Below are 26,685 nucleotides of genomic sequence, written 5' to 3'. Positions count from 1 at the left end.
TGAGGGGACTGCGTCCTCAGCAGAGTATATCGGTGGTCACATGCAGTGGCAAGGAAGATCAGTACGGAAGCCATCGGGCGGACGCTACCACACCTCCCAGGGCAAGAAGAGAACGGAGATCGGAAGAGCTCCGGCAGAGACGCATATCGGTGAAGATCGCAGGAGAATCGTCCGCACCTTCGGCGGCAACCAGAAGGTCCGGGCACTCCGGGTGGAGTACGCGACGGTCTCGAACCCCGCAACCGGCGAGACCAAAAAGGCGAAGATCGAGGCGGTCGAGGCAAACAGCGCCAACCCGAACTACGTCCGGCGGAAACTTCTCACGAAGGGCGCCGTCATCAAGACCGAGATGGGGAACGCGCGGATCGTCAGCAGACCGAGCCAGGACGGTGTCGTAAACGCCGTCCTGCTCGTATAATACTCTTTTTCACGGCCTCAGATAACACCAGCCTTCGGCCTGCCTGACAACCAGTTCCACGATCGCGGACGGGACGGTCCCGATATACCCGGGAAAATCACCGCGCGGGATGCCCCGGGAGCGGAGAGTGTTCTCGCAGACGATGAGCCGGACCCCCCGTTCCGCGAGCTCTTCCACGAGCGCCGCGTGAGAGGTGACGGTGCGGAGCCCCTCCACCCCGCTGGCATGGGCGACCACCTCGACCTCGACGCCTTCGAGTTCGTCGATGAGGTTCTTCACGTTCTTTAAGACGAGAGGCACCTTCTCGCGCTCGTCCAGGTGGACGACGACCTTCGGCGGCGTCATATCGCCGTCACGCTCCCGCGGAGTTCGGCGCTGACCGGCCCTTTTGAGAGGTAGCGTTCGAGCGCCTCGATCGCCGGGAGGTCCAGGTTCTCCCGGTTCCGCCCGTACTTCGGCGGCACGCCCTGGCCGGTGACGAACGCCGCGCGGTAGACGGCGTCCGGGTCGAGTCGCCGTCCACCGACGAAGAACTCCTGGATCCGGTATCCTGCCGGGTTCTCTACCCTGCAGTAGAGGTTGACCCCCATGCACCGCTTCACGTAGCCGCCCATCTGCTGGTAGGGATCGCGCGAGAACGTCCGTTCCATGTTCTCCTCCATCATCGCCCTGAGCTCCCGGCCGATGATCTCGACCGTCGAGACCGGAGGGTTGACCGGGATGATGTTCCAGAGATCGTTTTGCGTCACCGGCCCCGGAGGCACCGGGGCGCCGTAGCGCCACCCGTTCGAGAAGGCCATCTCTGCGCCCGTGACGTCGATGAGCGCCTGCAGGAGGAAGTTGTCCATCGTGGCCTCGAGGACGGTGTTCCGGTTAAGACCCGTCCTGGTCTCCCCGACAACCCGGGAGAGGTACTCCCGGTGGGGTTCCATGACCACCTCGACCATCTCCTCGACCTCCGGGTGAGGCCGGACCTCCTCGCCGACGACGATCAGGTCGTGGTCGAACCCCTTCACCCGCCGGTTCTCGACCGTGAGACCGAGCCTCCCGAGGAAGGAACCGTGGCAGCCCGACTGGATGATGATGGTCTCGTTCACGACCACCGGCTCGAAGAGGCGGTTGTGGGTGTGCCCCGAGAGGAGGACGTCGATCCCGTCCGTCTCGCGGGCGAGTCTCACCTCCTGCGGAAACCCGAGGTGCGAGATCACCACGACGAGATCCACCCCCTCCTCTTCGCGGAGATGGGTGATGTGACCGGGGAGTTCGGCGTTCCCGAGAGAGAAACGGATCCCCTTCGAGAACGATTCCGGCATCACCTTGTCGACGATCGTGGCGGCGATGCCGATGACGCCCACCATGAGGTCGTCGGTCTCGCAGACGGTATGCGGGGGAAAGACCAGATCGCCGGTCACGTCGTCGTAGCAGTTGTCGGCGAGGACGGGGTAGTCGAGCCTCCCCGCCACGCTCTTGAACTGCTCCGGGCCGTAAGCGAACTCCCAGTGGGCGGTCATGGCATCGAAGGCGAGGGCGTTCAGAATGGGGACGAGCGCCTCGCCCTCCGATTGGACGACGGGGTAGGTCCCGTGGATGGTGTCGCCGCAGTCGAACGCGAGCACCCGGCCCGGCCGCTCGTCGCGGGCTTCTTCGAGGAGCGTGGCGATCCGGGCGTACCCGCCCGCCGTCCGGTACACCGGCGGCCCGCCGGCATAGAAGAGTTCCTGGTGCGGCTCCAGGTACCCGTGCGAGTCGTTCATCTGCAGGAGCGTGAGGTCGGTCATGGGTGCAGGGAGGGCAGGATGTGGAGAAAACGTTTGCGCCTCCGGCGCGATCAGATCCTTTTTACGTTCCGCGGATCTCAGTTCTAGTGATGCGCAGGATATACCATCGTTTCCCCCAATCCATCGACCTCGATTTTGAGATCAACCGGCCGTTCCGGGACGTCCTTGCCTGTATAGCCCGGATGCACGACACCCATACCACCGCACGGGGTGCCGACGGGCTCGTCAAGGAGCGGATACTCGTCCTGATCGCGGACGGGCGGACACAGTTCCTCGATCTGAACGATCTCGTGCCGCTCGCCGAGAATGTCACGGAAACGGCGGACTTCCGGGTCGACCTCCAGAGGACGCTGCTCACCCCTGAAAAAAGGCTCCCGGTCTCAGATAACGTCTTCTTCCTCCGGCTTGTCGACAGAGGTGCGGTGACGGAGTGCTACGTCGCGAAGGAGGGGCGGCTCGGGGAGATGGACGCGATGGATCTGCGAAAGATGCTCAAGGGTGCCTGCGAGTGAGCGTCAGGATAGCGGTCGCCGCGCCGTTCAAGCACATGCGCAAAGATCGGCTGCAGAAGAGCGAGTTTGTCTTCTACATCGCCATCGACCGGAAGTGGATGAACAAGGAGCAGGTAAACCAGCTCCTGGAGCGGGCGAAGGCAGAGGGGCTCATCGAGGTTGACGGGGGAGCCATCCGGCCGCTCTTCGATCTCGCCGAGGTCTCGATACCGCTCGGGTTCAAGCCCACCTCCGACGTCCTCGCATCGGCGGAGAGCCCCTACGAGGAGCTGATCGGGCGGATCGCCGCCGCGACGGAGAAGCCGCCCCAGGAGGTCGTCGCGGAGCTCCACCGGATCGTTGCCGACAACTTCGACGGCAACATCCGGGTGGAGGCGGCGGTGGTCATCCTCGCGAAGAAGTACGGGGTGGCGTTCGACGACAAACTGCCGGCCCTGGAGCGATCGGTCGCGAAAAAACGGTAGAAGACACTTTTTTAGATTTACACCTGCCGGGCTTGAGGGCGCGGCCTGGAGCGGCTACTACCGCGAAGCGGCACTGCTCGCCCCCGGCATGCGAGGGAGACCCGGGAGCAGCGCTCACCGCCGCGATATGCGGGTGCCCCGCCACGCTCAGGGAGCCCTGGCGCAGCCGGTAGAACAACGATGAGGGTACGGGCGGATCAGCCCCGAGAAGTAATGCTGTAGAAAAGATTGGGGGCTGATTTATTCGGCCGCCGCCTCGGGCTGGCTGAAGTATTCTGCCAGGGGTTTTGCGCCGCTCTGTTTCACGGCAGCATTGATCTGAACGCTATCGGCGCTGATCTCGTTGCCACGCACCGACTTCCTGCGGCGCTCCCCGTCCATGACCGGGTGGAACCCGACGCCCTTGGAGAGGAGGAGTCTCCGGCGTGACGGGCCGGGGAGGTCGCGGCGGGAGGGAATACCGGTCTTGTCCGTGGCGCCGGTGATCTTGATCGTGTAGCCCGCAAAGCCGAGGACGTTTCCGTCGATCTCTTCGCCGATACGCTTGCCGATGAACGCTCCGGCGGTGGGGCCGGTCGCATCGATCTTATATGAACGCCCGGTCTCCGGGTCAGATAGGATGATCTTGAAATCTGCCATGTTGACGACTCCTTCGAAAGTACCTATACAATTTGAGAATATGGTATTAAAAGACTACCTCTACAGGGTTAGAGGAGAGCGGCGGCCGGGAGCGGGCCGCGCTTTCCGGGAACGGGTCACTTCCCCCAGAAGGGGTCTTCCCGACGCTTGAGGATGGTGAACTCCTCCAGGGTCTCGCGCAGGCTCGGGCTCAACTGGTCGATCATCTCGCGCTCGATCACCTTCACGTGCCGCTCCGGGATATCCACGTAGAGGTCGTCGTCGACGTTGATCTGGCGGCCGACCGTCGGCCCCTCGATCGAGATCGCCACCTCCTTGCCCGCCTCCGCTTCCTGGACCGACTCGTTCTTCGCCTGAATCTGCTTGATGCGGCCGATCTTCTTGCCGTTCGGGAGGGCGAGGTCGACCCCGCTCTGGAGTTTCCCGCCGAGGATCCTGACGCCGACCACCGCAGGGTTGCTCTGCCGGAAGACGCAGTTCGGGAGGATCCGGATCTTTGCGGGCATGATCAGCTTCTCGAACTTCTGCCGCTCGAACTCCTGCTTCTTCTCCTCCCTCCACTCAACGTAGTCGTCGAGGAGCTGGTAGATGACGCCGCCCTCGAATATGCTGACGTGGGACGTCGCCGTATCTGTCAGGGCGTCGACCGCGTCGGGGAGGACCGGAGTGTTGAAGGCGACGATCGCGCTGTAGAGTGGGTCACGGATCGTTCCCGCCTCAAGGACGTCGTGGCGGGTGACCGGCCCCACGGTCGCCCGCATCACCTGGATCTGGTGGCCTTCGAGTTCCTTTGAGAGCGCTTCGAGGGCACCGATAGTGTCCGCCCGGATGATGACCCCGACATCGGAGAGGTTCACCTCGATGTCCTGGACCTCGTGGCGGACGCGCTCGATCACCTCTTCCCGGTTGCCGCCCCGGACGACGCGGAGGGGGGAGCCCGCGATGACCCCGTCGAGTTTCGGGGCGGCGACCTTGATACCCGCAGCGGCGGTGACGGACTTGACCCGCTCGAACCGCTCCTCGATCAGGATCTCGCTCATAGGTCGGGGTTTCAAGAGAGAGCGCACTTTCGTCTCGATGATCTGGTCGTTTCCTGCGACGACGATCTCGTCCCCGACCTTCAGGTTCCCGTCGTAGAGGATCAGGTCGAGCGTCATCCCGAGCCCCCGCTCCTCCTTCACCTCGAGGACGGTGCCGACGCCGGGACCCTCGGCGCTGACCTTGAGGCTCTCGGTCATGTAGCGCTGGGCAAGCCCGATCAGCACTATCAGGATGTCGGGGAGACCTTCGCCGGTGATGGCGCTCGTCGGCACGATGCAGATGTTTCGCGCGAAGTCCGAGACCCGGTCGAACCGCTCGGAGTTGAACCCGAGATCGGAGAGTTTGCCGACGAGTTCATACACCTTCGTCTCGAGCATGCCCTGGACACGTTCATTCTGCTGTGCAAACGTCTTTAAGAACGGCTGATTCTGCTGGACGCGCCACCCGGGGATGCGATCGACCTTGTTTGCCGCGATGACGAACGGCGTCTTGTAGTTGCGCAGGATCTGGAGCGCCTCGATCGTCTGGGGGCGGAACCCCTCGTTGATGTCCACCACGACGATCGCCATGTCGGCGAGCGCCCCGCCGCGTGCACGCAGCGTGGTGAAGGCGTGGTGCCCGGGGGTGTCGATGAAGAGGAGACCCGGGACGTTGACGCTGACCTTGCTCAGGGCTCCGCCCATGCGGGTGATCGCGTCGATGGGAACGAGCGTGGCGCCGATATGCTGCGTAATTGCGCCTTCCTCGGTCGAGACCACGGAGGAGCCCCGGATCCTGTCGAGGAGCGAGGTCTTGCCGTGGTCGACGTGGCCCATCACGCAGACGATGGGGGTTCTGATCGTTGATTGCTTTGTCGTGATAATCACCTTCGGTATCTTTTATTGACGGGCTGATCCGAAAAATTCTGAGAAATTAGCCGTTCTTTCCTGAATCACGCCGGTGTAAGGGTGATTCCCCCACCTCCGGGGCGTCGCTCGGCGCCCGGAACACTGGTACGTTATAGAGCATGGCATCTATTAATAATTCGCCCCGCTGCGTATTCCCGCGGTCGAAGGCGGCCGAATGAGGTGGTATGGCAGCCGGGTTTCCCGGCACCGCCTGGGAGCCCCGGCAGGATGCGCGTCGAGCAGACCGGAGAGATACCTTAATCAAATCCGACTGCCAATTATTATGAGTACTTTGCCAGGGTGGGGTAGTCGGTTATCCTAAGGGACTGTGGATCCCTCGACCCGGGTTCGAATCTCGGCCCTGGCCTTCCTATTTCTGTTCCGATTCTCTATCTATCTCGTTACATAACCTCGTCTGCACGGGAGAAGCGTTCACGGCACCAACCCGGGGATCGCGGTCGCTGCACCTCGCCGGACAGGAGGTGCTTCGGCGCACCGATCCAGCAGGGGATCGCCGAGAAACAGCTTACCAAAGATGCTACCGCATACATCCGGGTATATCGGCAGGAAACCAGAACCGAAAATTGAAGATTGACCCATCCTCGTCCGAGAGCGCGGGGCTGTTCATCCCTAAGACCTACGCAATTCGCTTTCCTGCTCCCTCGATCCGGGGGGTCTGGTCGTAAATCTCTTCGACCGTGAGGACGACCGCCGCCATCCCTTCTATGCGAGCCGCAAACTCCCCGGTGTGCCCGGCCCAGACGCTCCTGTCAAGCGCCGCTGTCACTTCATCATGCCTGTGGATCACGACCCGACCCTTCACCTTGTACGCGGTGAACGGCGGGGTCCACTCCCAGACACAGAGCGACGCAATCGGGTGCCGCGTGAGGTTCTCGTAGGTCTGCATGAAATAGAGTTCGCCCCAGACGATAGTCTCGGGATCCCTGACCATGACCGATTTGGCTGCAACATTGGGCATCCCATCGGCCCCGGTGGTCGCGACAGGGACGGAATGCCACTCCTTCAGGAGCGCAATGAGGGCATCGGGCATTACTACCATGGATCATCACATCGGAAACGACTGCGCCCTGACGATGTCAGGACTATGTGCAGGCCCGGGACTGTTTCCCGGGCATGCTCATAGGTGTTCCGGTGCAGCACCCCGCTAACGTTCTGAGGAGATCATCCCCGGGCGGCTACCGCTACGTCTATCTGAACCTGCAGATGCTCCCAATCGAGTTCCGGGAGGCGCTCGGGAGGAGACGCATCGAACAGGTGCTGCACTGAGAGGGGAAGGATTCGAAAAGAATCGTCGTTAACGCCAGGTATAACTATCCGATGCACCATATCGCATTTCATGAACAGGAGGATCATCGGCCTGCTGCTCCTCGCAGGCCTCATCACGATCGGCTGCATCGCCGCGGGATGCACCGATGTACCGCAAACGACGTCCGGGCAGTCGGCCCCTCCCGCCGGGCAGGAGACGCCGGGACCGGATGCCGGAGGCGTCGGCAACGTCTCGGCGGGGAACAACCAGTTCGGGTTCGACCTCTACCGGCAGATTGCAGGCGACCCGGGATCTGCGGGTAAAAACATCTTCTTCTCGCCCTACAGTATCTCCTCGGCCCTCGCGATCACCTACGAGGGCGCCCGGGGCGCGACCGGCGACGAGATCGGGTCGGTGCTTCACCTCCCACAGAACGAGACCCTTCGGAGATCCGGGTTTGCCGGGCTCGATGCCGTCCTGAACCGCGGGGACGAGAACTACACTCTCCGCACCGCAAACGCCCTCTGGGCGGAGGAGGCCTACCCGTTCCTCCCGGCATATGTCGATACGGCCGCACGGTGGTACTCGGCAAACGTCACGAACCTCGACTTCGCCGGCGACGCTGAAGCGTCGCGCGAGACCATCAACCGCTGGGTGGAGGAGAAGACCGAGGATAAGATCCGCGACCTCCTCCCCGCCGGTTCGGTCGACCCCATGACCCGGCTCGTGATCACGAACGCGATCTACTTCAAGGGCACCTGGGTCAAGCAGTTCGACCCCGCCGAGACGACCGAGGAGGAGTTCCGGGTCGCTCCGGGCGAGGCGGTCCGGGTTCCGATGATGCACCGCACGGACGAGGATGCGATCTACGGGTACGCGGAGACCGACAACCTCCAGGTGCTCAGGATGCCGTACGCACACGGAAACGGAACAGAACTCTCGATGCTCGTCCTCCTCCCGAAGGAAGACAACCTGACGGCGGCGGAAGAGGTACTGGATGCGGAGACGCTCGCGGACCTCCGGGAGTCGCTGACCGATCGGCGGGTCAGGGTCGTCTTCCCGAAGTTCACGCTCGAGACGACGTACAGCCTCCCCTCGACGCTTTCGGCGATGGGGATGCCGACGGCGTTCTCCGGCGATGCCGACTTCGCGGGGATGGACGGGACAGACAGGCTCTTCATCAGCGACGTCGTCCATAAGGCGTTCGTCGACGTGAGCGAGGAGGGGACCGAGGCCGCGGCGGCGACCGGGGTCATCATGAACATAAAGAGTGCGCCCGGCGGGGACACCACGCCCGTCTTCCGGGCGGACCACCCGTTCGTCTTCCTCATCGTCGAGGAGGATTCCGGCACGATCCTCTTTGCAGGAAGGGTCGCGAACCCGGAGAGCGCGTAAGGGGCGGTCGGGGAGAGACGGCGGCGACCGGCCGCCGTCTCACGCCTCCTTGAGCCGCTCGACGATCGTCTTCTGCAGGTATCCGATGATCGGCATGTCCGACCCGATCACCGCATACCGCCCGGACCCCGCGGTGGCGATCGCAAAGAAGTCACGGCTGTCGACCAGGATCGCGCACTCATCCTTCCTGCGGCCCTCCATCACCGACTCGTTCACCGGCCGGGTATTCAGGAGCTCGGCCACGGTTCCCCTGGCCTCATAGATCGGGAGGTTGATGTCGACACATTCCTCCCCTTTTTGCACGACCACGTAGAGATCGATCTTCCTCTCCAGCGGCTTGATGGTCGCGTAATACTTCCGGAGGAACTCGGGGTTGTAGCAGAGGATCACCATGCTCCCCTTCACCCGCCGGAAGAGCGCAGAAATATGGTTCTCAATCGCCCACCCGCTCCGGAGGATGAAGAACGAGTCCGGGGGAAGGCGCGGTTTGACCGAGAGGCTCTTGAGCGCCTCGCGCGTCTCTTCGAGAGAACGGATGTAATCGCCCTTGAGCCGGTCGAAGACCACGTCGACGTCGAGCACGTAGTAGGATGCCGGAGAACCTTCTTCCACGGCGATGAAACCCCGCCGGGCCAGATCGTTTAAGATGTCGTAGATCCGGCCCCGGGGAACCCTGCTCATCTCGTGAATATCCCGGGCGGTCGCCTTCTGCAGCCCGACAAGCGTAGAGTAGACGCTCGCCTCGTACTCGTTCATCCCGAGGGCGCGGAGCCCGGGGACTATCTCAGCAGCCATTGCACCTCTATTGGGTTGCAACAAACTTATGGTTTACGCCGGGATATAGATAGATCAGCGAGAGAGGGCTCGACTCTCCTCGCAAGACTGCCCTTAACCGGAGCAGCCTCCTGTTAGAGGCCGGATACCGGCTTCAGCGATCTGGAAACACCAGATCGGGAATACCCGCCTTAGAAAAAGACCGTTCCGACAAGAGCGAACGGGAGCAGCATAGAAGAGCGATACCACCTGAACAGATGCTCGGATGTATCCACCCTCCGAAGACCGGGGGAGCCGCCGTCGGCTCCCCTGGATCACCTGACGGGAACAGACGGACGCGGCTGAACCGCCGCCCGAACCGTCCGTTTCCCGACACACCTCCCAGACGCCGCTCGCCCCCGCGCAGGCGTTCACCGCGCGATCCTGCTGGTGCCCGACTATTCTACGAACCGCCGACTTCGGTTCTTCAGAAATGCCCGCAGTGCTTTGCCACGCGTGACCGAACTCTCCGGGTTGAGACCCGGGAGCAGCCCGTTCCCGGAAGAGGTTGCCTCCTCGATGATGAGATGGCGGACCTCGCCGGAGGTGAACGATTCCTGCGCGATAAACCCTGTAAACCCCCGGGTCCTGCAGCACCGGCCGGCATGAGAGGGACCGGCTGCAGAAAACCCCGCTGAGAGCCCCGGATCCGATTCTGGCCCCCGCCTGAGTTGCACCAGATTGATGTTCTGTCTCTCAAAAGATCACACCAGCAAACGAGCCATTTGTTACGAGGAGAGCCGTGAACTACGCAACCACCTGCAATACCGGATCCTGTGGGGGTACCGGAGTATCTCCGTGCAGAACGCCGGTTTACCACAAAACATCCTGCAAAGAATCGCATATCGAGGAGACCGGCCAGGTCTGGATCGAGGCGGGATTCAACCCCCCGCCGGACAGCCGGCGGGCTGTAGCCCTGCTGCACCGTCTCGCCATGGAGGAAGAGCCGGCAGCGTCCCTCTTCTCGTCCATTCTCACGGTAACGGCTAAATCCGGGGAGAACGGCCGAGGTTACCGGATCCTCGACCCCGCAAGACTCCGGGGCATGGCGGAAGACTATGGAATCGAGCACGGCGGCAGGAGCGATGGCGAGATCGCTCACGCTGTGACCATGGCGATCATCGCGGAGTACGGGGCAGGCATGCCGGAGAAGCGCGCATGAAGAACCCCTACGAGCGGCTCGCAGACGCCGTCAACAACCATACCTGGATCGTCGCCGGGGTCGCGGCGGCCGTTTTCCTCCTGGCGCTCTTCGGCCTCACGATGGTGACGATGCAGACCGGCGACGACACCTACATCGACAAAGACACCCCCCGCGGCGCGCTCCTTGCCCATTACAAGGACACCTACGGCTCCGACGCGATCATGCTCATCTACGAGGCGGACAGTGTCCGAAATCCCGAGGTCCTCGATTATATCGATCATCTCCAGGAAGACCTCCGGAACGAGCGCTATGTCGATGGGGTATCCGGCGTCGTCGACCTCCTGAAACAGGCGAACAGCGGCACCCTGCCGTCGTCCACGGCGGAGATCGACGCCATCATCGCACAGGCCCCACCGGCGATGGTCGAGCGGATGCTGCCCTCGGATCTGATGACGATCAGCGTCATCAACCTTGAACCGGGCGTCTCCACACAGGTCCAGGGGCAGGTCCTCGAAAATATCGAGACGATCATCGGCATATCGGAACCTCCGCCGGGCGTCTCGGTCATTGTCTCAGGAACCCCGGCGTTCTCGAAGGAGATGGGCGAGGCGATGGGAGCGGAGATGGGCACGCTGATCCTTGTAGCCATGGTCTTCATGACCATCGCGGTGATGCTCCTCTTCTCCCACGTCCGCTACCGCCTCCTTCCCGTCGGGGTCGTGGCCGTCGGGCTCATCCTGACCTTCGGGCTCATGGGCATCTTCGGGATTCCCGTCAGCATGGTGGTGGTTGCGGCGTTCCCGGTGCTGATCGGGGTCGGGATCGACTACGCGATCCAGTTTCAGGCCCGGTTCGACGAGGAGGCGCGGCGCTCTCCTCTTCCGAAGGCCGTCTGGACGACCATCACCCAGATGGGGCCGTCGATCCTGATCGCGATGACGGCGACGGCGCTCGGGTTCATCGCGATGTTTTTTGCCCCGGTGCCGATGATAGCCGACTTCGGGAAGGTCTGCGCCATAGGAGTCGCCTCCTGTTACGTTGCGGCGCTCGTCATCATCCCGGTCTTCGGACTCATAACGAACTACCGGCCCAAAGAGGCAAAAGCCATCGATCCAACCTCAGGATCAGGGCATTCTCTCGTCGAGCGGTATGAGCACCTCATCGGAAAGATGGCGCATACCGTTGCAAAATACCCGCTTCCCGTCCTCCTGATCTTCGGCGTCGTTGCGGTAGGCGGGTACTACCTCGACGAGAAGGTCCCCATCAGCGCAGATGAGAAGACGTTCGTTCCCGACACGATGCCCGCCCTCCAGGACATGGAGAAGATAACCCGGACGATGGGGTCGACGACCTCCGTCCCGATCATCGTGGCCGGGGACGACGTCCTCTCGCTCGAGATGCTCGAATGGATAGATCGGTTCGGGACGTACGAACTCGAGCAGAACGACAAGATGACCGGCGTGACAAGCGTCGCAACCCTGATCCGGCAATACAACAACGGAGTTCTGCCCGCAACGAGCGCGGAGGTTGACGCCGTCGTCGCCCGGATCCCGGAGGCGACCCTGAAGGGTTACCTCAACGGGAGGATGGAGACGGTGCTTGAGTTCTCGACGGTTGCGATGGAGATGGACGCTCAGAAGTCGTTCATCGAGGGGATCCAGAGCGACATAGCCTGGAACGATCCCCCCGCCGGGGCGACGGTACAGATCACCGGCAGCGGGGAGATGTTCACCGCCCTCATGGACGATATCGCCGAATCCAAGACGTTCATGACCCTGCTCGGGTTCGCCTTCATCTTCGGGTTCCTGCTCCTCGTCTACCGGAGGATCGGGGCCGTATCGCCGCTCATCCCGATCGCTTTCGTCGTAGGCTGGTGCGGGGCGATCATGTACTTCCTCGGCCTCGACTACACCCCGCTGACCGCCGTCCTCGGATCGATGAGCATCGGCGTGGCCTCGGAGTACACCATCGTGATCATGGAGCGGTGTGAGGAGGAGCTGGCAAAAGGCGTCGGCTACCTCGAAGCCATCCAGACCGCCGTCGAGAAGATCGGGATGGCCATCACGGTCTCAGGGGCGGCGACGATCTCCGGGTTTGCGGCGCTCACCGTCTCGACCTTCAACATCATCTCCAACTTCGGGATTGTGACGGTCATCACCATCGGGTTCTCGCTCGTGGGCGCGATCATCGCGTTGCCGGCAGTCCTCTCGATCATGTATCGCTATACGGGGAGCACCCGGGTTCCAGCCCAGGCAGGGGCCGGCGTAGCGGACTGATACCCCTTTTTTTGCAGACCGTACCTCATTCTCCTTTTTGGTGTGCCCCGAGAAGCAGTGTTGCCGACATCGGCTCCATAAGAACTATACCCTGAAAATGAGCTATATATAGCGCAGAGAGCCGTCAACCGCGCAACCACACTGTTGCGCCGGAAACCTGCCGTGACTCCAGCAAACCCCGGGGTGGAGACCTGTATACCGGGAAAGAATATCCAGGAGACCGTTTCGGAGTTTCGTTCCTTCGTGCCCCCGTGAAGAAGGAACCTACAGCGTCCGGTCGGCAGAATGACGACGAAAGTGCTCGTGCGGTGACCCCGGCGATCATCGCGGAGCACGGGGAGAAGACGCCGGAGGAATACGCATGAAGAACCCCTATGAATGGCTCGCCGCTGCCATCAACAACCACACCTGGACCGTCGCCGGGGTTGCCGCCGCTATATTCGTCCTGGCGTGCTTCGGCCTCACGATGGTGACGATGCAGACCGGCGACGACACCTACATCGACAAGACCACGCCCCGCGGCGCGCTCCTTGCCCATTACAAGGACACCTACGGTTCCGACGCGATCATGATCATCTATGAGGCGGACAGCGTCAGGAACCCCGATGCGCTCAGATACATCGATCACCTCCAGGAAGACCTCCGGAACGAACGCTACGTCGACGAAGTCTCCGGCATCGTCGACCTCCTGAAACAGGCGAACAGCGGCACCTTGCCGTCGTCCACGGCGGAGATCAACGCGATCATCGCACAGGCTCCTCCCGAGATGGTCGAGCGGATGCTGCCCTCGGACCTGATGACGATCAGCGTCATCGCCCTTGAGACAGGCGTCGGCCTGGAGACCCAGATGCGGGTCGTCGAGAACATCGAGTCCGCCATCAGCATATCGGAACCCCCACCGGGCATCTCGGTCACGGTCTCGGGAAACCCGGCGTTCTCGAAGGAGATGACGGAGGCGATGGGGGAGCAGATGGGCATGCTGATCCTTGCAGCCATGCTTCTGATGGTCCTCGCCGTGATGCTCCTCTTCTCCCACGTCCGCTACAGTCTCCTCCCTGTCGGGATCGTGGCCGTCGGGCTCATCATGACCTTCGGGTTCATGGGCATCTTCGGCATCCCGATCAGCATGGTGGTGATCGGGGCGTTCCCGGTGATGATCGGGATCGGGATCGACTATGCAATTCAGTTCCACGCACGGTTCGACGAGGAGATCCGAAACAGCACGATCCCGGAGGCGGTGTGGGCCACCGTCACGCAGATGGGTCCTTCGGTCCTGATCGCGATGACGGCGACGGCTCTCGGGTTCATCGCGATGTTCTTCGCCCCGGTGCCGATGGTTGCCGATTTCGGGATCGTCTGCACCATCGGGGTGGTCTGCTGTTACGTCGCAGCGCTCGTCATCGTCCCGGTCTTTGCGATCGTCACCCGCTACCGGCCAAAGCATGAGGCTCCCGCTGCCGATTCCGCTCAGAAGTCAGGGGCTCCCATCATGGAGCGGTACGACCGCTTTCTCGGCAGGCTGGCCTATACGATCGCAAAATACCCGATCCCGGTCATTCTGCTCTTTGCGGTGGTCGCGGGAGGCGGATACTATCTCGACGAGAAGGTCCCCATCAGTTCTGACGAGAAGACCTTCGTCCCGGGGGATATGCCGGCCCTTCAGGACCTGGAGAAAGTTACCCGGACGATGGGATCGACGAGCACCATCCCGGTCATCGTGCTCGCGGACGACGTCCTCTCCCCGGAGACGCTCGAATGGATAGATCAGTTCGGGGTCTACGAGCAGGAACATAACGACAAGATCACCGGTGTGACGAGCATCGCTACCCTGATCCGGCAATACAACGACGGGGTCCTGCCATCGACTGAGAGGGAGGTCGAGAGTGTCGTCGCCCGGATCCCGGAATCGACCCTGAAGCGTTACCTCAACGGAAACATGGAGGCGGTCCTCGAGTTCTCGACGGTCGACATGGAGATGAGCGTCGCCCGCGACCTCGTGGTGAGGATGCAGGGCGACGCGGTCTGGAACAGTCCGCCGGCAGGCGTGACGGTGAAGATCACCGGCAGCCTGGAGATGTTCGCTGCCCTCATGGACGATATCGCTGAGTCCAAGACGTACATGACCCTGCTCGGGTTCGCTTTCATCCTCGGGTTCATGCTCCTCGTCTACCGGAAATTCGGCGCCATCGCGCCGGTCATCCCGATCGTCTTCATCGTGGGCTGGAACGGGGGGATCATGTACCTCCTCGGCCTCGACTACACGCCGCTGACGGCCGTCCTCGGGTCGATGACGATCGGGGTCGCGTCCGAGTACACCATCCTGATCATGGAGCGGTGCGAGGAGGAACTCGCCCGGGGCATGGAGTTCCTCGACGCCATCCAGATCGCCGTCCAGAAGATCGGGACGGCCATCACCGCATCCGGGATGACGACGGTCTTCGGATTTGCGGCGCTCACCATCTCGACGTTCAACATCATCAGTAACTTCGGGATTGTGACGGTCATCACTGTCGGGTTCTCGCTCTTAGGTGCGATCGTCGTGATGCCGGCGGTTCTTTCGCTGGCGCACCGCTTCGGCGGCCGCTCCCGGGCCCCGGCGGCGGCCGTAGTCCCGGAGTAACCCCTCCACCGCCCCCACTTCTGGCAACTGCACCTCTGCACCCCGGGGCGCGGGGGCGACATCAAACTTTATATAGTACCTGCCAGATCCTTCCCCCGGTGGTATACCGTGGCAAATGGAGACCTCACGGCGCAAGTTCTGGCGCCATTTGAGCCGGTTGAAGAACTGGCCCGTAATGTCATTCTCTTTCTCCCGAACCTAATAGCTGCGATCATCATCCTGATCATCGGCTGGATCCTCGGACGCATCCTTGGGCGGGTCGTTGCCGAAGTCCTCGATCGGCTCGGCGTCGACGACGCGCTCCGGAAGACGTCTGTCGGCAAGCAGATCGAACGGTCCACGATGAACATCAGCCGTCTCTTCGACCTCATCGTCCGCTGGTTCATCTACCTCATCGCGATCCTCGCAGCGGTCAGCGTCCTCCAGATCCCGGCCCTGACAGCGGCGGTCGCGGCAATCGTAGCCTATATCCCGAACGTCGTCGCGTTCATCCTGATCCTTGTCGTCGGGTTCATCCTGATTGACTGGCTGATGGACATCCTCCAGAATATGGGGGAGGTGCAGAGCATCCAGGGCTTCGGGCTGATCACAACGCTGCTTAGGGCGTTCCTCTACTTCGTCGTCGCCATCCTCGCACTTCAGCAGCTCCTGATCGACCTCTCGATCATCTACGTCTTCGTCGTCCCGATCGCCTGGGGAGCGGGGCTCGGCCTCGGCGCGGCGATCGCCATCATCGTCGGGTTCGGCCTCCGGGACCGGGCGCCGGAGATGATGGACCGGTTGATGGGCAGAGTGAGAAGAGAATAACCTTTTTTTGGCCGGCGGGCTTACAGCCCGCCGTACCTCCGAACATGCTCGCTTTGGTTGGCGGGCTTACAGCCCGCCGTACCTCCGAACATGCTCGTCGGCCCGGCGGTGACGCGGGTCTTCGCCGCCGGCGGGGACGCCCCGGCCGTAATGCCGCCGATCCTCTCCTACCGGGCAGACCTTGATGCAGATCCCGCAGGGGGAGATGTGGCGGCGGGCGAGGTCGGCGCTGTTTCGCGCGCAGGCGGCCTTGTCGGTGAGGCCCTCGGGATAATCCTCCTCAACGAGCGCACCCGCGGGGCAGGCCTCGACGCAGAGCATGCACCGGGTGCAGAGGTCGTCCGCGAGCAGGGGATCGGGCGGGAGGTCCGCGGCGGTGAAGACCGAGCCGAACCGGACCCGGGGGCCGTACTCGCGCGTGAGGAGGGTGTTGTTGACACCGAATGTCCCGAGCCCCGCGAGGAGGGCGGCGTGGCGGTGCGAGAAGAAGGCGACGGGGTTCTTCAGGAGCACCTCGATGGATCCGTAGCCGTCGCGGGGGACGAAGACCGAGGGGTAGCCGCAGTCATTGAGGAAGGAGGCGAGCCGGTAGGTGTACTGGTCGAGCAGGGTGTTGACGGTCTTATACAACTCGTGGTAGTAGATCGAGGGGGAGGTCTCGAGCACCGGGAGGTGGACGGGAAGACCGATGACGATCACCGACCGCGCCTCGGGAAAGATCGACTGCGGGTAGAACTCCTCCGGCATCCAGGGCAGAAACGGCGGGTTCTCCCACCGCTCCGTTGTCGCGACCCCGACGAGCGGGATCTCCATCCTCCGGCACCGCTCGATGACGGCAGCCTTCAGGTCGTCGCTCATGGCTATCGATCTCTTCTCCCCGGCGGGAGAAAAGGTTCACCCCTGACCTCCGGCCTCCCCCGGCACCCACCGCTCGCCGTCCCGGTAAAACTCCTTCTTCCAGATCGGGACGGTCTGCTTGAGCCGGTCGATGATAAACTCGCTGGCAGCAAACGCCTCTTTTCTGTGCCCGGCTCCGACGATGACGAGGAGGATAGTCTCGCCGACAAAAAGAGACCCTATCCGGTGGACGATATCCACCGACTCGATCGGGAACTCTCGCATCGCCTCGTCACGGATCTTCTCCAGTTCACGGACTGCCACCTCTTCGTAGGCTTCCAGTTCAATCCGTTCTATCCCGCCGTCGTCCCGAACTGCACCACAGAAAGTGACCAGGGCTCCCATGCCCGGCCGCTTCGCCGCCTCGATCATCGCACCAGCGTCGATGACATCCCGAGTAATGCTGATCATGGTCTATATCCTCCTCATCCTCCCGCGACCGGCGGGAATATGGCGACCTCATCCCCGTCCGCAAGGACGAGCGTATCGAGGTCGCTTCTCTTCACCCGTTTGCCGTTCCGCATCAGGATAACGTGCGCCCGGAGCGCCCCGTCCTCATCGAAGATGATGCCGCTCTCGTCCCCGGCGATGTCGCGGAGCGCGGAAAGGGCCGTTGCCATCACTGCCCCGTCGGGGAGGTCGATCGAGAGGTCGCTCCCGAGGATCTCCCGGAACCGGGCGAACGCCTTCACCCGGACCTTCATGACCTCACCCCCGGAGAGCAGGCGGGGCAGTCCGGTCGCCGCTCGACGGTGTATGTCTCAAGCGTCGTCGCCAGCCCGTCCCAGAGGAGGAGCCGGCCGGCGAGGAGGTCCTCCTTACCGAGGAGATACTTGATCACCTCGTTCGCCTGGATGAGGCCGATCACCCCCGGGGTCGTCCCGACGACCGGGCAGACCTCGGCGGGTGGTGCCTCAGGGAAGATGCACTCGAGGCAGGCCGTCCGGCCTGGGATGATCGTCGTCGCCTGCCCATCGAACCCCCGGATGGCACCGTGGACGAGCGGCACGCCGCTCTGGAGCGCTTCCCGGTTCAGGAGGTAGCGGGTCGGGAAGTTGTCCATCGCATCCACGATCAGGTCGGCATCGTCCACGAGGTGCCGGACGTTCGTCTCGTCGATGGTCGTCGCGAAGGCCTTGACGTGGATATCCGGGTTTGCTTCTCGGAGTTTCGCCTCCGCGGACCTGGCCTTCAGTTCGCCGATATCGCTCTCCCGGTGGAGGACCTGCCGGTTCAGGTTGGTCCGCTCCACGGTGTCCCGATCCGCGATGCGGATCTCCCCGACACCGGCGACGGCGAGATAGAGAGCGATCGGGCAGCCGAGACCACCGGCCCCGGCGATGAAGACCTTCGCACCTTTCAGCCGATCCTGCCCCTCCTCGCCGAAGAGGGGGATCTGCCGGGCGTAGCGCTCCCGTTCCTGTTCGGTGAGCATCTTGTTATCCTCCCTTCTCCCGGGCCTCCTCGACTGACCCCTTCGCCTCGCGGGCGAGGGCGTAGAGCGAGGAGGGGAGCATCGCCCCGGCGACCTCCTGCCGCACCGGTATCGTCGCCACGTGGTCCATGTAGACCGACCGTCGTCCTCCGTCAGTCATGAGACTCACACCGTAATCCGGCCCCGCAAAAAGGTATTTGTTCTCCGGCGCCAAAGTTAACAATTGTTAACATTATTGTTAGATCTGCTCAGAAACCATTAAACGTTGTGGTCTGATGAAACTCCCCTGCCAGTCGATAGTATGGAATGTGCTGCCCGCGATCCGTGCCGCCATCGCGGAAGAACTGAATGCCATGGGCGTCTCCCAGCTGGAGGCCGCCCGCCTTCTCGATATGACGCCGTCGGCGATCTCCCAGTACCGCACCGGGAAGCGGGGGTACCGGATCGTCTTTGAGGGCGAGGTGAAGGAATCGCTCAACCGGCTCGCACGGGATCTCAAGGCCGGCGAGGTGGGTGACCTCGCCGCCCGGATATGCGGGATCTGTGCAGAGATCCGCGAGGAAGACGGTCCGGGCAGTTCGTGTGCCAGGGAGACATAAGGAAGAAGCACCAGAACGGCAGTCATCAGGACGCTCGAGGAGAAGTCCCGGTGATCGTCTCTGCGGGGCCCGGGATGGAGCCGCGTCGCGCATTAACCATTGTTAAGAGTACCGGGGAATAACATTTGTGAACAAGGCCCGCATCGTTGACCGTAGAGGTTGTGATATCATCCCGTCCACCAGTCCCGACCAGACCCTCGCTGAACGGATAGCCGAACTGAAAGAAGAGCGGAGCGCCGTCATACTCGCGCACAACTACCAGGTCCCGGCAGTGCAGGAGGTCGCCAATCTCGTCGGGGACTCACTCGAACTCGCACGGGCGGCGGCGACGATCGATGCCGACGTCATCGTCTTTGCCGGCGTCGACTTCATGGCCGAGACGGCGGCGATCCTCTCGCCGGAAAAGATCGTCCTTCTCCCCGCGACCGATGCCTGCTGCCCGATGGCGGAGATGGTCACCGCCGGCGAGGTCCGGGTGCTGCGCGAGCGGTTCCCGGAGGCCGCCGTCGTCGCCTACGTCAACACCTCGGCCGAAGTGAAGGCGGAGAGCGACATCTGCTGCACCTCCGCAAACGCCGTCGCCGTCGTCGAGTCGCTCGACGCGGAGCAGGTGATCTTCCTCCCCGACAGAAACCTCGCCCACTACGTCGCCCGGTTCACGAAGAAGGAGATCCTCCCCTGGGACGGCTACTGCATCGTCCACGACCGGATGACGGCCGACGAGGTCACGGCAGCCCGCCGCGCTCATCCGGACGCCGAGGTGCTCGTCCACCCCGAGTGCCGGCCCGGGGTGATCGACCGTGCCGATCATGTCTTCTCGACATCGGGGATGGTGCGGCACGCCTGTGCGAGTTCCTGCCGGGAGTTCGTCATCGGCACCGAGGTCGGGATCCTCCACCAGCTCGAGAAGAAGTGCCCGGGGAAGGTCTTCTACCCCCTCTCGAAGAAGGCGGTCTGCGTCAACATGAAGAAGACCGATCCGGCGAAGGTGCTCGTGGCCCTCGAGCGGTGCGAGCCGCGGGTGACGGTCCCGGAGGAGACCGCCGCCCGGGCACGGACGGCAATAGAGCGGATGCTGAACCTGCCGCGGTAGACCGCCTTCAGGGTTCCCCGAGAACGTCTCTCTGCCCGAAGAACCGGTCCCAGTCCCAGGGTTCGTCGAGCACCCGGACCTCGACGTCCCGGACGCCGCTCACGTCGAGCACCCGATGCCGGACCTGCTCGGTGAGGTGGTCGACGAGCGGGCAAGCGGCGGTGGTCAGGACCATCTCCACCAGCACCGAGGAGTCCCGGACGGTGAGCCCCCGGATCAGGCCGAGGTCGACGACGTCGATCCCGACCTCCGGGTCGATCACATCCCTGAGCGCCGCCCGGATCACCTCCTCAAGCATGATCTCCTGCTGGCGCTTACCGGGGACCAATCCTGACCGCTCCACCGCCCGGAGCCGCTCCTCGATCCGGTTCTGCCGATCGAGCATCCGGCTGACCACCCGGAGCATCGGGTCGGGGAGGTCGCCACGATCGAGTTTCTCCTGGCCCTTCCGGCACTTGGGGCCGGCAAGCCTGCCCGGAACCCCGACGACCGTCGCGCCGGGGGGGACGGGGTGGACGACGACCGAACCCGCCCCGATCTTCGCCCCGCGCCCGACGGTGATGGGGCCAAGGACGCTCGCCCCCGACCCGATGATGACGCCGTCCTCGATCGTCGGGTGTCGTTTTTTCCGCTCGAGCGCGGTGCCGCCGAGCACCACGCCCATGTAGATCAGGACGTCGTCGCCGACCTCCGCCGTCTCGCCGATCACGACCCCCGAGCCGTGGTCGATGAAGACCCGGCGGCCGATCTTCGCGCCGGGGTGGATCTCGACCCCGGTCAGCGCACGCGATATATGAGAGACGAGACGTGCCGGAAAGTAGAGCCGGCGGCGGTAGAAGGCGTGCGCGATCCGGTGCGCCCAGATGGCGTGGAGGCCCGGGTAGCAGAGGAGAACCTCCAGCGTCGACCGGGCTGCCGGGTCTTTCTCGAAGACCATCTGGATATCTTCCCTGATGGTCACCGCGTCACCCTTCAAAGAGATCGGTCGATAAGTAACGCTCGCCGGTGTCCGGGAGGATCACGACGATCACCTTCCCCTCGAACTCCGGCCGGCGGGCGAGATCGCAGGCCGCGTGGACCGCCGCCCCGGACGAGATGCCGGCGAGGATACCCTCTTTTCGGGCGAGGCGGCGGCTCATCGCAAAGGCGTCTGCGGAGGTGACCCGGACGACCTCGTCGATGAGATCGGTCCGGAGGACGCCCGGCACGAACCCGGCCCCGATCCCCTGGATACGGTGCGACCCGGCCGCCCCGCCGGAGAGGACGGGAGATTCCGCCGGCTCGACGGCTATCGCCGTAAATGTGGGTCTTCGTGCCTTGATGACCTCCGCGATCCCGGTGATCGTCCCGCCCGTCCCGACACCGGCGACGGCGGCGTCGACGGTTCCGTCGGTGTCCCGCCAGATCTCCTCGGCCGTCGTCCTGCGGTGAACGGCGGGGTTCGCCGGGTTCTCGAACTGCTGGGGTATGAAGTAGGCGTTCGGATCTTCGGCGGCGAGCCGGGCGGCATGATCGACCGCCCCCTTCATGCCCTCGGGTCCGGGCGTGAGGACCACCTCAGCGCCCAGCGCCGCGAGGAGTTTTCGCCGTTCCACGCTCATCGTCTCGGGCATCGCGAGCATGAGCCGGTAGCCGCGGGCCGCACAGACGAACGCGAGCGCGATCCCGGTGTTCCCGCTCGTCGCCTCGATGATCGTCGTGCCTTCCCGGATCTTGCCGGTCCGCTCGGCCTCGTCGATCATCGCGACCCCGATCCGGTCCTTCACGCTCCCCATCGGGTTGAACGACTCGACCTTGGCGAGGACCGTCGCCCGGGAGCCTTCCGTCACCCGATTCAGCCGGACGAGCGGCGTGTCCCCGATCGTCCAGGTGATATCGTGGTATATCCGTCCCATCACTATCGGTCTCCTTCTTGTCATTCAGGTACTTGAATCGACCGTGTCGCCAGCGATCCCGGGTCGACGAAGTGGGCCTCGCAGTGACGAATGCGCAGACACGACCTCATCCAGGCTCCCGGAACCCCTGACGGCCCATGGTGAGTTCAGGTGCGCGGTATCGCCCACGGTTATCCGGAGAAGCGTGGTTCTCGGGGATAGAAGTTGCGCCATGCCCATATAATGAGGAAAGGTTGCCGGGAGAGGTCGAGCAGCGGAAGCGCTGATGCAAAAGCGCCTGATTTTTATCCAGGGTGGACATACACCACGCATATGAACGAGACAAAAGGTCACTTTGAGATGGGGCGGTGGGTCCTGGATCCCGACCCCGTGGTGGAGGTAAAACCCGAGCCGACGGTGAAAATTGAGCCCGAAGCCGGAGCAACGTCAGAGCAGGCCGCCCCTACCATCGAGAAGCAGATGCAGGAGACATCGGAGTCGGTCCGGAAGGCGGTCAACAACGTGGTGAGCACAGGCCAGCACCTCTTCGGGACGCCTGAAGGACACGAGCATATCCAGCAGGCGGCGCGGAAGGCAGGCGAGGATCTCGAGCGGGCGATCAACGCCTGGGCGGAGTCCGCGCGGCGGGCCCTGCAGAGAGAGTAAGGTAGTCCCTGACGCGGGCGACGACCTCGGGGTTCCTCGGCAGCCGGATGTGGCAGTAGTGTTCCGGGTCCCGGGCGAGGTTCCCGGGGTCGGCCGGGAGGACGTCCATCCGGGCCCCGGGGAGGTAGGAGTCGATGTGGGGGACGATGCCGTCGCCGGCATACGTCGTCCGCCAACCGCCGTCCGGGTCGATCGCCCAGGTCCGGCCGTCGAAGACCGGGAAGAACGCCGGGGTCCCGGTGAGGTTCGCGCCGAGGACGATCCGGTAGTCGATGTCGTCGCGGGTCCCGGCGGCCCGGAGCGCCGCAACCGTCCTGCTCCGGGGGCGGAACTCCTGGACGATGGTATCCTCCCCGGGGTCGTAGTCCTGCGGCACGAAGACCCCGCTAAGCCGCCGGATCACCTCCGGCCCCCGCTCGGGGTCGTTGAAGAGCTCGGCCATCGCCGAGCCGTTGTTCGGGGGGCCGATCCCGACGAGCAGCCGGACATCCTCCTCACGGTCGTCGCCGTCGAGAACCTCGAGGAGGTAGCGGGCGATGCAGGTTCCCATCGAGTGGCAGACGATGTCGACCGGGCCGGAGTAGCCGGTCTCTCTCCGCTTTTTGTGGATGTAGTCCTGGAGGGCAAGAGCGATCGCCTTCGTCCCTTCGTCCTGCATCGCGGTGTGGTCGAAACTCCAGAAGGGCACCGCGGCGTCCGAGAGCGTGGGGGCGAGACGGTTCCAGATGCCGGGGTGGCTCCGCCACCCGTGGACCAGGACGGCCGGGCAGCGTGGGTTCGTCAGAATGGCAGCACGCTCCTTCTGTGCCGGCAGCAGTTCATTCCTTCATGATCTGATGTTGGATAGGATGTAGGTTTCGACGGGACTAGCCGACCACCATCTTGTTCGCCTTCAGGAAGAAGCCCGGCGGCATCGGGTGGTCGAGTTCCCAGGTGATACTCATCGGCCGGCTCCCTTCGTGGGAGAGGTACCGGGCGGGCCCGAGGAAGATATACGGCTGTGTGACACCGTCGACCTTGTTGTACTCGCGGACGAAGAGGAGGACCTTGCTCCCCTGTTGTTCATGCTCGATGTAGCGCCTGCCGGTCGGCGATGACGCAGAAGTGGTGCTCTGAGACTGCCAGTGGAAGAGGGTCTCGTTGACCGCGTAGTCTTTATACATCGTTGTGGGCGAGTAGTGCTCTTCGGTCTTGTTCAGGGTGACCAGGAAGACGTCGGCCATCTTATCCTCCAGGTACACAACCCCCTCCCGGCTGCCCCCTGCCGGTCTCCGGGTCAGAGTATAGTGGCCAAGTGCTGCAAATGCCTGAGCCCGGGTGTACGTAGAGTGGAGTTCGAGGGCGTTCTCGAAACCGAGGTTGAGAGATCTCGGGAGGAACCTAATATCTGCCTCGTTATACTCCAGGAGATCGCAGATCTCGTGCCGGATTTCATCATACGCAAAGAGATCGGAGAAGATCTCTTCAATACTCGTATTCTTGTCACGAAGAGGTGTGTCGTTGAGCGAGTAATGGAACAGGGCCAGTATGTTCTTCTCGCGCTCCGAGAGGGTTGGTGGCGGGTAATCACAGGACCTGGAGAGCACGGCCCTGATGAAGCGGATCGCTTTCGGCGAATTCAGTGTCGCCAGCCTGATTGCGGCAGTCCTGGGAAAGAGACGTTCATCCGCGTAAACTTCCGGATATACACCGGCCTCTGCGGCCAATGAACAGAACGTACCCCTTCGATATATATCACGAGGCCGCAGGCTGTAACGCTGGAGAAATCTTTTGAACGTGAGAGGTTCGCCGGTCTCATCTTCAAACGAACGGATCTTGCGGATGAGCGTGGCCCTATTCGCTATATTTGCCCTGATGTTTTCAAGAACCCTCTCCCGGGCTTTCTCCTCGAAGTGGATATAACAACCCTTCGGGAGCGAATAGGAGTCGCGAGAGACCTGTTCTACCAGAGTTCTCCCACCAGGAGAGAGAAGCGCTGCAACCCTCTCACCGAACGGGAAGTTTTTGTTGTGACTTCCAACAAAGTCAAGGACTGTCAGGCACTCTTTCCCATCCGAGAGGCGGAGTCCCCGTCCAAACTGCTGGATAAAGACCGTGAGACTCTCGGTGGGGCGCAGGAAGAGGATGGTGTTCACCTCCGGGATATCGACGCCTTCATTGTAGAGGTCGACGACGAAGATGAAGTGGATCTCCCGAGCGACCAATCGGTTCCGGATGGTAGAACGCTCATCCCGAGAACTCCCGCTGTGAAGGCAGGCTGCAGGGATACCGGCCTCCTGGAATGCTGCAGCCATGTACTCAGCGTGCTCAACGGAGACACAGAACCCGAGCCCGATGATATCGTGGAGATCAGTTGTGTAGTCCTGCACAGCCCTGATGATCAGATCCGCCCGCTCCTGACTCCCGGTGTAGATCCTGGAGAGTTCGGCGGGATCGTAGGTCCCCCGCTTCCAGGGCACGGTATCAAGGTCTACAACATCGGTGACACCGAAGTAATGGAATGGGGCGAGCAATTTCCGGTTGATCGCCTCGGGGAGCCGGATCTCAGCAGAGATCTTATCGTTGAAGTATTCAAGGATGTTCAGGTTGTCCATGCGCTCCGGTGTTGCGGTGAGCCCGAGGAGAACCTTCGGGGTGTAGTGGGTGAGCACCTTCCGGTATGAAGGTGCAGCGGCATGATGGAACTCGTCGATGATGATCATGTCATAATAGTCGGAAGGCGTGATCTCCGGGAGGTTTCTGCTGTTCAGGCTCTGGATTGAGGTGAACAGGTGTTCAATCTGCGCAGGTTCGCTCCCTCCGACTAGGAGATCCCCGAAGTTCTGATCTTTGAGAACCCCCCGGAAGACCTGGATGCTCTGTTTCAGGATCTCCTCACGGTGAGCAACGAAGAGCAGCCGCGGGTAATCTCCAGGCCTCTGGATGAGGCCCCTGTAATCAAACGCAGATATGACCGTCTTCCCCGTCCCGGTTGCAGCAACGATGAGGTTCTTGTAGTTGTTGTGCAACTCCCGCTCTGCCTTGAGCCGCTCGAGGATCTCTTTCTGGTAATAGTAGGGTTTGATGTCGAAGACCGGGCGGAGGTCTATCTCGCTCCGCCTCTCCTTTGAGAGTGCACGCTGCAACCGCTCCCGGCTCTCCGGCGTGTATTCGACGAACTCGGGGTCTTCCCAGTAGGTCTCAAACGTCTTCTCGATCCTCCGGGTGATATCATATGAGTCCTGCTCAGTGATCTTGACATTCCATTCAAGGCCGCTCGTTATCGCGGGGTTCGAGAGATTAGATGACCCGATATACGATGTGGAGAAGCCGTTGTTCCGATGGAATGTGTAGGTCTTCGCGTGAAGTCGAGTTCTGTCGGTATCGTAGGATATCCGGACGGTGGTGTTCCGAAGGGAGGAAAGGGCCTCCACCGCCTTGATGTCGGTTGCCCCGGTGTACGAGGTCGTGATCACCCGAAGCTGGCCGTGCTTGACAAACTCTTTCAAGTCATCGAGAATCAGGCGAAGCCCGCTCCACTTGATGAACGAGATGAGGAGATCGACACGATCGGCGGTCCGGATCTCCTTTCTCAGTTCATCCACAAGCCCGGGCTCTCCAGGAGACCCGGTGAATAGGCTGCTCTGCGCGATAGAGGTCTCGGGGCGGATGGGTGCAGCGACCTTAAGTGCAGGGAGGTGATCACGATCTACAAGGGCGAGCAAGACCTTTGCTTCTGGCGTGATCTTACACTGTTCAAGAGTCTTGTCCTGTAGTTCGCTACTGAGGTGTTCGATGAGGCGGTTGCAGATCAGGACCTGCTCTTCAATCGAGGCCCCTGCCTCATCAGCAGAGATAAGAGCCGTTCTGAGAATCTTCGAGAGATATCGTGAGAGGGCGGTCTGCGGATCAAAACGTGCAAGAGGGTCTTTAAAAACCCTCCCTTCTCCTTCAGGGCCGGAGAGTTTCGATGCAAGGTATTCGCTGATCACCTGCTCGTAGATCCCCGGGAACAGTTCCATACTTCCCATTTGGGAGAAGGGTTAAAAATGGCTCCGGTGTCCTCCGGCCTCACCGTATC

General features: G+C 62.5%; 27 protein-coding genes and 1 tRNA gene. 13 read left to right on the top strand and 15 right to left on the bottom strand.

Annotation, left to right across the window (positions count from 1 at the left end; all coding sequences use genetic code 11):
- The first annotated feature begins 40 nt into the window (after nt 1-40).
- The gene (locus FKB36_RS02315) at nt 41-418 is read left to right on the top strand and encodes a 30S ribosomal protein S8e (protein ID WP_261596409.1); all 378 of its coding nucleotides are present in this window, start codon (nt 41-43) and stop codon (nt 416-418) included.
- 9 nt (nt 419-427) lie between these two features.
- On the opposite strand, the gene FKB36_RS02310 is transcribed toward FKB36_RS02315, so the two are convergent.
- Both FKB36_RS02310 and FKB36_RS02305 read right to left on the bottom strand, forming a co-directional pair.
- Complete coding sequence (locus FKB36_RS02310) at nt 428-763, bottom strand: DsrE family protein (RefSeq protein WP_261596408.1); 336 nt, start codon at nt 761-763, stop codon at nt 428-430.
- Nucleotides 760-2,196 carry a bifunctional metallophosphatase/5'-nucleotidase gene (locus tag FKB36_RS02305; protein ID WP_261596407.1) on the bottom strand — a complete coding sequence of 479 codons (1,437 nt, stop codon included), beginning with the start codon at nt 2,194-2,196 and terminating at the stop codon, nt 760-762. Before FKB36_RS02305 ends, FKB36_RS02310 begins: the two co-directional genes overlap by 4 nt.
- An 89-nt stretch (nt 2,197-2,285) precedes the next feature.
- Between FKB36_RS02305 and FKB36_RS02300 the strand changes: the two genes are divergently transcribed.
- Together FKB36_RS02300 and FKB36_RS02295 are read left to right on the top strand one after the other, a co-directional pair.
- The gene (locus FKB36_RS02300; protein ID WP_261596406.1) at nt 2,286-2,708 is read left to right on the top strand and encodes a hypothetical protein; all 423 of its coding nucleotides are present in this window, start codon (nt 2,286-2,288) and stop codon (nt 2,706-2,708) included.
- Nucleotides 2,705-3,172, top strand: coding sequence for a DUF2240 family protein (locus FKB36_RS02295; protein ID WP_261596405.1), 468 nt, complete (start codon nt 2,705-2,707; stop codon nt 3,170-3,172). Before FKB36_RS02300 ends, FKB36_RS02295 begins: the two co-directional genes overlap by 4 nt.
- Nucleotides 3,173-3,412: 240 nt before the next feature.
- Here FKB36_RS02295 and FKB36_RS02290 read toward each other — a convergent pair whose 3' ends face one another.
- Nucleotides 3,413-3,811 carry a 30S ribosomal protein S6e gene (locus FKB36_RS02290; RefSeq protein ID WP_261596404.1) on the bottom strand — a complete coding sequence of 133 codons (399 nt, stop codon included), beginning with the start codon at nt 3,809-3,811 and terminating at the stop codon, nt 3,413-3,415.
- Nucleotides 3,812-3,927: 116 nt separating this feature from the next.
- Nucleotides 3,928-5,718: a translation initiation factor IF-2 gene (infB, locus tag FKB36_RS02285; protein ID WP_261596403.1), complete on the bottom strand. Its 1,791-nt coding sequence runs from the start codon at nt 5,716-5,718 to the stop codon at nt 3,928-3,930.
- A 315-nt stretch (nt 5,719-6,033) separates the two neighbouring features.
- Here infB and FKB36_RS02280 point away from each other — a divergent pair.
- A tRNA-His gene (locus tag FKB36_RS02280) sits at nt 6,034-6,106 on the top strand.
- 270 nt (nt 6,107-6,376) lie between these two features.
- Here the strand turns inward: FKB36_RS02280 and FKB36_RS02275 are convergent.
- Nucleotides 6,377-6,799, bottom strand: a complete 423-nt coding sequence (locus tag FKB36_RS02275) for a pyridoxamine 5'-phosphate oxidase family protein (protein ID WP_261596402.1) — start codon at nt 6,797-6,799, stop codon at nt 6,377-6,379.
- Nucleotides 6,800-6,873: 74 nt separating this feature from the next.
- Between FKB36_RS02275 and FKB36_RS02270 the strand changes: the two genes are divergently transcribed.
- Nucleotides 6,874-7,026, top strand: coding sequence for a hypothetical protein (locus tag FKB36_RS02270; protein WP_261596401.1), 153 nt, complete (start codon nt 6,874-6,876; stop codon nt 7,024-7,026).
- 70 nt (nt 7,027-7,096) lie between these two features.
- Nucleotides 7,097-8,401: a serpin family protein gene (locus tag FKB36_RS02265; RefSeq protein WP_261596400.1), complete on the top strand. Its 1,305-nt coding sequence runs from the start codon at nt 7,097-7,099 to the stop codon at nt 8,399-8,401.
- A 39-nt stretch (nt 8,402-8,440) separates the two neighbouring features.
- On the opposite strand, the gene FKB36_RS02260 is transcribed toward FKB36_RS02265, so the two are convergent.
- Nucleotides 8,441-9,196, bottom strand: a complete 756-nt coding sequence (locus FKB36_RS02260; protein ID WP_261596399.1) for a TrmB family transcriptional regulator — start codon at nt 9,194-9,196, stop codon at nt 8,441-8,443.
- A gap of 760 nt (nt 9,197-9,956) precedes the next feature.
- Here FKB36_RS02260 and FKB36_RS02255 point away from each other — a divergent pair.
- The 4 genes from FKB36_RS02255 (at nt 9,957) to FKB36_RS02240 (ending at nt 16,061) form a co-directional block, all read left to right on the top strand.
- Entirely contained in the window at nt 9,957-10,376 is a 420-nt protein-coding gene (locus FKB36_RS02255) for a hypothetical protein (RefSeq protein ID WP_261596398.1), read from the top strand.
- Nucleotides 10,373-12,634 (top strand): efflux RND transporter permease subunit, encoded by a 2,262-nt coding sequence (locus FKB36_RS02250; RefSeq protein WP_261596397.1) that lies wholly within the window; start codon nt 10,373-10,375, stop codon nt 12,632-12,634. Before FKB36_RS02255 ends, FKB36_RS02250 begins: the two co-directional genes overlap by 4 nt.
- Before the next feature lie 361 nt (nt 12,635-12,995).
- Entirely contained in the window at nt 12,996-15,254 is a 2,259-nt protein-coding gene (locus tag FKB36_RS02245; RefSeq protein WP_261596396.1) for an efflux RND transporter permease subunit, read from the top strand.
- A 108-nt stretch (nt 15,255-15,362) separates the two neighbouring features.
- Nucleotides 15,363-16,061, top strand: coding sequence for a mechanosensitive ion channel family protein (locus FKB36_RS02240; protein ID WP_261596395.1), 699 nt, complete (start codon nt 15,363-15,365; stop codon nt 16,059-16,061).
- Between the two features lie 66 nt (nt 16,062-16,127).
- Here the strand turns inward: FKB36_RS02240 and FKB36_RS02235 are convergent, their stop codons facing one another.
- The 5 genes from FKB36_RS02235 to FKB36_RS02215 are packed head-to-tail and all read right to left on the bottom strand — an operon-like array spanning nt 16,128 to nt 18,553.
- Nucleotides 16,128-16,919, bottom strand: coding sequence for a 4Fe-4S binding protein (locus FKB36_RS02235; protein WP_261596394.1), 792 nt, complete (start codon nt 16,917-16,919; stop codon nt 16,128-16,130).
- A gap of 36 nt (nt 16,920-16,955) precedes the next feature.
- Nucleotides 16,956-17,369: a molybdenum cofactor biosynthesis protein MoaE gene (locus tag FKB36_RS02230; RefSeq protein ID WP_261596393.1), complete on the bottom strand. Its 414-nt coding sequence runs from the start codon at nt 17,367-17,369 to the stop codon at nt 16,956-16,958.
- A 14-nt stretch (nt 17,370-17,383) separates the two neighbouring features.
- Nucleotides 17,384-17,662, bottom strand: a complete 279-nt coding sequence (locus FKB36_RS02225) for a ubiquitin-like small modifier protein 1 (protein ID WP_261596392.1) — start codon at nt 17,660-17,662, stop codon at nt 17,384-17,386.
- Nucleotides 17,659-18,393, bottom strand: coding sequence for a HesA/MoeB/ThiF family protein (locus tag FKB36_RS02220; RefSeq protein WP_261596391.1), 735 nt, complete (start codon nt 18,391-18,393; stop codon nt 17,659-17,661). Before FKB36_RS02220 ends, FKB36_RS02225 begins: the two co-directional genes overlap by 4 nt.
- 4 nt (nt 18,394-18,397) lie before the next feature.
- The gene (locus FKB36_RS02215) at nt 18,398-18,553 is read right to left on the bottom strand and encodes a hypothetical protein (protein WP_261596390.1); all 156 of its coding nucleotides are present in this window, start codon (nt 18,551-18,553) and stop codon (nt 18,398-18,400) included.
- 115 nt (nt 18,554-18,668) lie between these two features.
- On the opposite strand from FKB36_RS02215, the gene FKB36_RS02210 reads away from it, so the two are divergent.
- Together FKB36_RS02210 and nadA are read left to right on the top strand one after the other, a co-directional pair.
- On the top strand, nt 18,669-18,992 hold the full coding sequence (locus FKB36_RS02210) for a transcriptional regulator (protein ID WP_261596389.1): 324 nt from the start codon (nt 18,669-18,671) through the stop codon (nt 18,990-18,992).
- Between the two features lie 127 nt (nt 18,993-19,119).
- Entirely contained in the window at nt 19,120-20,085 is a 966-nt protein-coding gene (nadA, locus tag FKB36_RS02205; protein ID WP_261596388.1) for a quinolinate synthase NadA, read from the top strand.
- A gap of 7 nt (nt 20,086-20,092) precedes the next feature.
- On the opposite strand, the gene cysE is transcribed toward nadA, so the two are convergent.
- Nucleotides 20,093-21,046 (bottom strand): serine O-acetyltransferase, encoded by a 954-nt coding sequence (gene cysE, locus FKB36_RS02200; protein ID WP_261596387.1) that lies wholly within the window; start codon nt 21,044-21,046, stop codon nt 20,093-20,095.
- 4 nt (nt 21,047-21,050) lie between these two features.
- On the bottom strand, nt 21,051-21,980 hold the full coding sequence (gene cysK, locus FKB36_RS02195; RefSeq protein ID WP_261596386.1) for a cysteine synthase A: 930 nt from the start codon (nt 21,978-21,980) through the stop codon (nt 21,051-21,053).
- Nucleotides 21,981-22,292: 312 nt separating this feature from the next.
- Between cysK and FKB36_RS02190 the strand changes: the two genes are divergently transcribed.
- Complete coding sequence (locus tag FKB36_RS02190; RefSeq protein ID WP_261596385.1) at nt 22,293-22,625, top strand: hypothetical protein; 333 nt, start codon at nt 22,293-22,295, stop codon at nt 22,623-22,625.
- Here the strand turns inward: FKB36_RS02190 and FKB36_RS02185 are convergent.
- Nucleotides 22,579-23,382, bottom strand: coding sequence for a lipase family alpha/beta hydrolase (locus FKB36_RS02185; protein ID WP_390895690.1), 804 nt, complete (start codon nt 23,380-23,382; stop codon nt 22,579-22,581). The genes FKB36_RS02190 and FKB36_RS02185 overlap by 47 nt on opposite strands.
- Before the next feature lie 109 nt (nt 23,383-23,491).
- On the bottom strand, nt 23,492-26,626 hold the full coding sequence (locus FKB36_RS02180) for a DEAD/DEAH box helicase (RefSeq protein WP_261596384.1): 3,135 nt from the start codon (nt 26,624-26,626) through the stop codon (nt 23,492-23,494).
- Nucleotides 26,627-26,685 lie beyond the last annotated feature (59 nt).

The organism is Methanoculleus formosensis, assembly GCF_025384765.1.
In the GTDB taxonomy this organism is placed as follows: domain Archaea; phylum Halobacteriota; class Methanomicrobia; order Methanomicrobiales; family Methanoculleaceae; genus Methanoculleus; species Methanoculleus formosensis.
This window is presented reverse-complemented; position numbering and strand designations above follow the sequence as displayed.

What these genes read in the sequence shown, in the direction of transcription:
- FKB36_RS02315 (WP_261596409.1), top strand. Translation starts at nt 41, where the DNA reads ATGCAGTGGCAAGGAAGATCAGTACGGAAGCCATCGGGCGGACGCTAC.
- FKB36_RS02310 (WP_261596408.1), bottom strand. Translation starts at nt 763, where the DNA reads ATGACGCCGCCGAAGGTCGTCGTCCACCTGGACGAGCGCGAGAAGGTG.
- FKB36_RS02305 (WP_261596407.1), bottom strand. Translation starts at nt 2,196, where the DNA reads ATGACCGACCTCACGCTCCTGCAGATGAACGACTCGCACGGGTACCTG.
- FKB36_RS02300 (WP_261596406.1), top strand. Translation starts at nt 2,286, where the DNA reads ATGCGCAGGATATACCATCGTTTCCCCCAATCCATCGACCTCGATTTT.
- FKB36_RS02290 (WP_261596404.1), bottom strand. Translation starts at nt 3,811, where the DNA reads ATGGCAGATTTCAAGATCATCCTATCTGACCCGGAGACCGGGCGTTCA.
- FKB36_RS02275 (WP_261596402.1), bottom strand. Translation starts at nt 6,799, where the DNA reads ATGGTAGTAATGCCCGATGCCCTCATTGCGCTCCTGAAGGAGTGGCAT.
- FKB36_RS02270 (WP_261596401.1), top strand. Translation starts at nt 6,874, where the DNA reads ATGCTCATAGGTGTTCCGGTGCAGCACCCCGCTAACGTTCTGAGGAGA.
- FKB36_RS02265 (WP_261596400.1), top strand. Translation starts at nt 7,097, where the DNA reads ATGAACAGGAGGATCATCGGCCTGCTGCTCCTCGCAGGCCTCATCACG.
- FKB36_RS02260 (WP_261596399.1), bottom strand. Translation starts at nt 9,196, where the DNA reads ATGGCTGCTGAGATAGTCCCCGGGCTCCGCGCCCTCGGGATGAACGAG.
- FKB36_RS02250 (WP_261596397.1), top strand. Translation starts at nt 10,373, where the DNA reads ATGAAGAACCCCTACGAGCGGCTCGCAGACGCCGTCAACAACCATACC.
- FKB36_RS02245 (WP_261596396.1), top strand. Translation starts at nt 12,996, where the DNA reads ATGAAGAACCCCTATGAATGGCTCGCCGCTGCCATCAACAACCACACC.
- FKB36_RS02235 (WP_261596394.1), bottom strand. Translation starts at nt 16,919, where the DNA reads ATGAGCGACGACCTGAAGGCTGCCGTCATCGAGCGGTGCCGGAGGATG.
- FKB36_RS02230 (WP_261596393.1), bottom strand. Translation starts at nt 17,369, where the DNA reads ATGATCAGCATTACTCGGGATGTCATCGACGCTGGTGCGATGATCGAG.
- FKB36_RS02225 (WP_261596392.1), bottom strand. Translation starts at nt 17,662, where the DNA reads ATGAAGGTCCGGGTGAAGGCGTTCGCCCGGTTCCGGGAGATCCTCGGG.
- FKB36_RS02220 (WP_261596391.1), bottom strand. Translation starts at nt 18,393, where the DNA reads ATGCTCACCGAACAGGAACGGGAGCGCTACGCCCGGCAGATCCCCCTC.
- FKB36_RS02215 (WP_261596390.1), bottom strand. Translation starts at nt 18,553, where the DNA reads ATGACTGACGGAGGACGACGGTCGGTCTACATGGACCACGTGGCGACG.
- FKB36_RS02210 (WP_261596389.1), top strand. Translation starts at nt 18,669, where the DNA reads ATGAAACTCCCCTGCCAGTCGATAGTATGGAATGTGCTGCCCGCGATC.
- cysK (WP_261596386.1), bottom strand. Translation starts at nt 21,980, where the DNA reads ATGGGACGGATATACCACGATATCACCTGGACGATCGGGGACACGCCG.
- FKB36_RS02190 (WP_261596385.1), top strand. Translation starts at nt 22,293, where the DNA reads ATGAACGAGACAAAAGGTCACTTTGAGATGGGGCGGTGGGTCCTGGAT.
- FKB36_RS02180 (WP_261596384.1), bottom strand. Translation starts at nt 26,626, where the DNA reads ATGGAACTGTTCCCGGGGATCTACGAGCAGGTGATCAGCGAATACCTT.